The sequence below is a fragment of the Acinetobacter sp. RF14B genome, from assembly GCF_006864105.1.
In the GTDB taxonomy this organism is placed as follows: Bacteria; Pseudomonadota; Gammaproteobacteria; order Pseudomonadales; family Moraxellaceae; genus Acinetobacter; species Acinetobacter lwoffii_C.
Window position 1 is genome coordinate 1 of record NZ_SMTB01000133.1, and the last position, 4659, is coordinate 4659.

The following is a 4659-nucleotide window of genomic DNA, read 5'->3' on the forward strand; positions in this document are numbered from 1 at the left end:
TTGCGAGATTAAAACATTTCCGTGCTATTGCTACCCGATTTGATAAGCTTGCACGAAATTATCAGTCTATGATTTACATTGCTTGCATGTTTATTTGGTGTAAAGCCAAATGAGGACACGCCCTAGTCAGCCAGATACTTTTTTTGCGAGTGCCTGGCGCCAAAGCTCGACCATTTGCTTCTGCCATTTAATAACAGATCATGGACTTCAGCCTTGATGCAACTTCAGTTCCTAAACTGACCGGATGCTAACCCCTTTTCGATACCAGAACTAGCTTAGCTTTGAGAGCGTTTGACTGATTTACCCCCCTAGGTCTGCGCAAAATAGGCCGTGCTTGAGCGACAGAGAAGCTGATGACATTGAGACCTACTGGCTGTTGGCCGTAGTCGAGAGTTCATCTCCATTTTCCGGTGTTCTTTTGAATGAAAATGAAAATGCGATTTCTTGCTGGTTATCCTGGAAATAAAATGATGACCAGCAGTCAATAGCTGCAATAAAAAAGCCACTTAAAGTGACTTTTTGCAAACAATGGAGCTACGCTGATAATTATAAAAAGCCTGCCGTGCGTCCGGTAAATCATCCACTGAGGCCGGTTCATAACCGTGTTCCAGAAACCAGTGGGCTGTACGGGTGGTCAGAATAAACAGCTGCTGGATTCCGAGGGCTTTGGCTTTACCTTCCAGATAATGCAGGATCTGACTGCCCCGGTTGGATTGCCGGTACGCTGGATCTACCGCGACACAGGCAATTTCTGCAGAACGTAATTCATTGCCTGTGGTCGGAATCGGATACAGGGCTGCACAGGCCAGAATCATGCCATCCCGTTCAATCACGGCAAACTGTCCAATTTCATTTTCCAGACGTTCGCGGGAACGGTAAACCAGAATCCCTTCTTCTTCTAGGGGGCGTAGCAGGCGAATCAGACCACCAACATCCTGAATATTGGCCATCCGAACCTCTTCATAATGTGCATCGGTAATCATGGTGCCCGAGCCATCCCGGGTAAACAGTTCTTCCAACAGGGCACCATCATAACTATAGGAAATCAGATGGACACGCTTGACCCCATTTCTGGAAGCTTCCTGTGCGGCTTTTAATTGCAGCACCATGGCCATATTTTGTTCATCCTGACTGGCCGGAACAAGATAATCATCTAGCTGCTGCGGGGTGACTTCACGTTTCAGCTGACCCTGGCTATCGAGCAGACCATGCTGTTTCCCCAAAATAATCAGTTTGTCCGCCTTTAAACGGATAGCAGTGTTAGTGGCGACTTCTTCAGCCAGCAGATTAAAGACCTCGCCTGTGGTGGAATAACCGGTTGGGCCTAGAATCACAATATTATGATTATCCAGATGGCGTTGCAGGGCATCAGTATCGATGGCACGGACTTCACCGGTCAACTGAAAATCGACCCCTTCACGAATACCATAGGGCTTGGCGGTCACAAAGTTACCTGACACCGTGTCAATCCGGGCACCATACATAGGCGAGTTGGCCAGACCCATCGACAATAGAGCTTCAATCTGTAAACGGATCGACCCCACCGCATTCAGGACACAATTTAAGGATTCGCGGGTAGTGACCCGGCGCTGCTGATAAAAAGGTGTATGCAGGCCACAGCTGGCCAGATTCTGGTTAATCTGTGAACGTGCACCATGTACCAGAATCAGACGGATACCCAAAGAGTGTAAGAGGGCAATATCATGAATAATATGCTGGAAATTTTTATCCAGAACTGCTTCGCCATCAAACATGATCACAAAGGTCTTGTTACGATGGGCATTGATATAAGGCGCAGAATGGCGAAACCAGTGCACATATTGCAATGTGGTACTTTGCGAAGTGTCTGCTGAGTTCATGCCCGGGCCTATTTCAATATACAATTCTCTTTGATTCTAATGAAAAAAAAATGAAGTGGAAGTAGAGAGACAAAAAAACACCTGAAGCCGGGCTTCAGGTGTCTGCAAGACGAGCAGAAAATGGAGCGCGTTTAGCCAATAATTCGGACGATTTTGTTATTGCGTTCGTTCACCAGTACATAGTCATTATTTACTTTGTACCATTGCTGGTAACGGCCGGTATTAGGCAGACGGCGTGCTTCACGGTCGCTGATCTGGAAACGTTTTGAATCGTATTGACGTGGCAGGGTTTGACCTACACGCCAGTCACGGCTCGGGTTGACCATACGGTTATGGTGACGGCGATCATCCTGCCATTTTCTATGGTCTTTTGAATTCCAGTGCGGTGCCGGTTTAGACGGCTGCGAATGGTAAGGTGAATCATAATGGGATGGTGCTGCCATTGCAGAAGTTGCAACCAGAGCACTAAGGGATAACGCGAGGGTAGTTAAAACTTTTTTCATGGCTTTTACCTAAAGAATTTATATCTGTTTTCGATGAAGTTAAATTAACGAATAAGTGGATAGAAAGCGTGAGACTCATTGAGTGAAATTGTTAAATTGATGAAGAAATTTAGAAGAAAAACAGATAAAAAACCGGCAAACCTTACAGCCCCTCAAAATATAAGCCCAATCAAATAAAAAAATCCCAACAGGGTTGGGATTTTTAGAAGATTAGTAGGCTATCTTCGATCAGTCAGTAATGATCCGGATAATACTGTTGGTTTCAGAATTTACCAAAATATAATCGTCATTTACCTTGTACCATTGTTGCTTGCGGTCCGGTTTGGGCAGGCTATGATTTTTGTATTCAACTTTATAACCATTACCTCGATAATGCTGCGGCATCACATAACCCGGTTGCCAGCGTAATTGCTGCAGGCGTTGTACGCCACGCTCTTCACGCATACGGCGTTTATCATACTGTTCATGCTTATCTTGACGCGCCTTTTTGCCATGGCCGCGTGATTCTGTCCGTGGTTCATCATCAAAATGAGGGGCTGCATGGGCAATATTGGTCAGCATGAATGTACAGCAGGAGATCGCGAACGCTACCAAAACCTTTTTCATGTTGAACCCTCACTTAATTTGTTCATTTTCTATAGTGACTAATGTACGGAAAAATTGCAGAGAAACTGTGAAGACCAGGCAGATGTTTTATAACAAATGCTGAGAAATTATGATCATGCCGTGATTTTGCTTCATATTAGAATAGCTTATAGTTGTCTGGTAGCTCAGATATTCACACCCTAACATCTCCTCTGGAACAAGGCAAATGCGCATAGATCTACTCCTTCTATCTGCTGATTCAACCCAGTAAAATCTAGCCAGGGGACTTCGATTTCGCTGTATTTAATTCATTGAGCTGATCAGTTCCATTGTTGGCTTAAACCTTGCAGAAACTGCACTGCTTCCGCAATCGACTCGGCCTGTCTTGTATCTTCTAGCGCCACAATCAAGGCGTCAGATAGTTGTAAGCTTTCAATATGACGAATCATCTCGATCTTCGATTTTGGATCTTTCATCTGCTTTGATCTCTTAACTAATTTTCAATAAAAACAGTGTATAAGGTCTATAATTATTTGTAAAACCATTTAAATTTATAAAATTAATTTAAAAATACGATTTATAGATAATGAAAATAGGAAAGCAAAAAAAGAGTCCTTATCGGGATAAGTACTCTTGTGTTAACTCAGGGTTGATCCGGCTCAATAGGCATAGTTTAAATCGGTATAATCATTCAGAGATTTCTGAATATGGGCCTGAATAAAAGTCCGTACATCTTCCGCCGTCATGGCCTTGCCCTGATTGCTGATCACATGCTCAATGTCCGGTTGACCTTCAATTTTAATGCGGTACACAAAATGCTTGGCCACCTGATAACGCTCCTCCTGTTTTTCGAGGCCAGTGACGTAATGATAAGAATGTTCAAAATTCAGATCGGTATGCGAGAACACAAACTGGTCGAACAGTTTCAGCTTTTGGCCGTTTTGGAGCGCCTGAATATCGTCAACAATACTGGCTTCAAACTTCATGCCATATTTGGCAGAAATTGGCTGCTGGTCAATCAGGAGAGTGACCATGCCATCTTCCAGGGGGGTCACGGTAATATTGCTTAAGTCAGTCATGGAATACTCACATCAGAATCTGTTCGGCCTAGTATAGGGGAATTTGCAGCAAATCGGCGTCAGGATACTGCTCAGAAGATCGGGTGTTCCGGATCGACTTCCTGTTGTAGGGCAAGGTTTGGGTAGAAATATGATGCAAGTTTCGACTTAATTTGAAAAAACAGGTCAGAGGAGGATGCTGCCAGACCGGTCAATAAGATAATCGCCCGAATGTGGGGGAGCTTAAATTAAGCTCAGAAGCAGGCTAAGTTTAAATACTCATCTTAGAATAAAAAAAGCCAATGCAGGCATTGGCTTCTCAGAAAATAGCTATTCCTGCTCAGTCCTGGGCATCAATGCTTTGACCGTTCATGTGCAAGCTGTCATCACCCATCAGATACAGATAGGCCGGCATGATAGAGTCCGGTGTAGGTAAGGTCTTCGGATCTTCATACGGGTAGGCTTTGGCGCGCATTGCAGTGCGGGTTGCTCCCGGGTTGATGCAGTTATAGCGGATATTGGGATGAACCTGTTCCTTGGCAAATAGCTGGCTGACCGCTTCAATGGCAATCTTGGAGACTGAATAAGCGCCCCAGCGTTCACGTGCCTCACGTCCCACTCCTGAACTGGCAAAGACCACAGAAGCATGTTCGG

6 protein-coding genes and 1 pseudogene are annotated in these 4659 nt (G+C 44.7%); 1 reads left to right on the plus strand and 6 read right to left on the minus strand.

The genetic code is table 11. The features are described from left to right. Positions 1–113: pseudogene (locus E2K52_RS15225) on the plus strand (IS5/IS1182 family transposase); the annotation flags it as partial. 393 nt (positions 114–506) lie between these two features. Here E2K52_RS15225 and argA read toward each other — a convergent pair. The 6 genes from argA to E2K52_RS13460 all read right to left on the minus strand — a co-directional run. Further along, complete coding sequence (argA, locus tag E2K52_RS13440) at positions 507–1859, minus strand: amino-acid N-acetyltransferase (protein ID WP_151205539.1); 1353 nt, start codon at positions 1857–1859, stop codon at positions 507–509. Positions 1860–1990: 131 nt separating this feature from the next. After that, the gene (locus E2K52_RS13445) at positions 1991–2362 is read right to left on the minus strand and encodes an RcnB family protein (RefSeq protein ID WP_151205540.1); all 372 of its coding nucleotides are present in this window, start codon (positions 2360–2362) and stop codon (positions 1991–1993) included. A gap of 228 nt (positions 2363–2590) precedes the next feature. Beyond that, entirely contained in the window at positions 2591–2968 is a 378-nt protein-coding gene (locus tag E2K52_RS13450) for an RcnB family protein (RefSeq protein ID WP_151205541.1), read from the minus strand. A gap of 299 nt (positions 2969–3267) precedes the next feature. After that, positions 3268–3423, minus strand: coding sequence for a hypothetical protein (locus E2K52_RS15230; protein WP_171478868.1), 156 nt, complete (start codon positions 3421–3423; stop codon positions 3268–3270). Between the two features lie 183 nt (positions 3424–3606). Further along, on the minus strand, positions 3607–4026 hold the full coding sequence (locus E2K52_RS13455) for a hypothetical protein (protein WP_151205542.1): 420 nt from the start codon (positions 4024–4026) through the stop codon (positions 3607–3609). Between the two features lie 319 nt (positions 4027–4345). Next, positions 4346–4659: SDR family NAD(P)-dependent oxidoreductase (locus E2K52_RS13460; protein ID WP_151205543.1), on the minus strand; the 314-nt coding region annotated here is incomplete at its 5' end.

What these genes read in the sequence shown, in the direction of transcription:
- argA (WP_151205539.1), bottom strand. Translation starts at nt 1,859, where the DNA reads ATGAACTCAGCAGACACTTCGCAAAGTACCACATTGCAATATGTGCAC.
- E2K52_RS13445 (WP_151205540.1), bottom strand. Translation starts at nt 2,362, where the DNA reads ATGAAAAAAGTTTTAACTACCCTCGCGTTATCCCTTAGTGCTCTGGTT.
- E2K52_RS13450 (WP_151205541.1), bottom strand. Translation starts at nt 2,968, where the DNA reads ATGAAAAAGGTTTTGGTAGCGTTCGCGATCTCCTGCTGTACATTCATG.
- E2K52_RS15230 (WP_171478868.1), bottom strand. Translation starts at nt 3,423, where the DNA reads ATGAAAGATCCAAAATCGAAGATCGAGATGATTCGTCATATTGAAAGC.
- E2K52_RS13455 (WP_151205542.1), bottom strand. Translation starts at nt 4,026, where the DNA reads ATGACTGACTTAAGCAATATTACCGTGACCCCCCTGGAAGATGGCATG.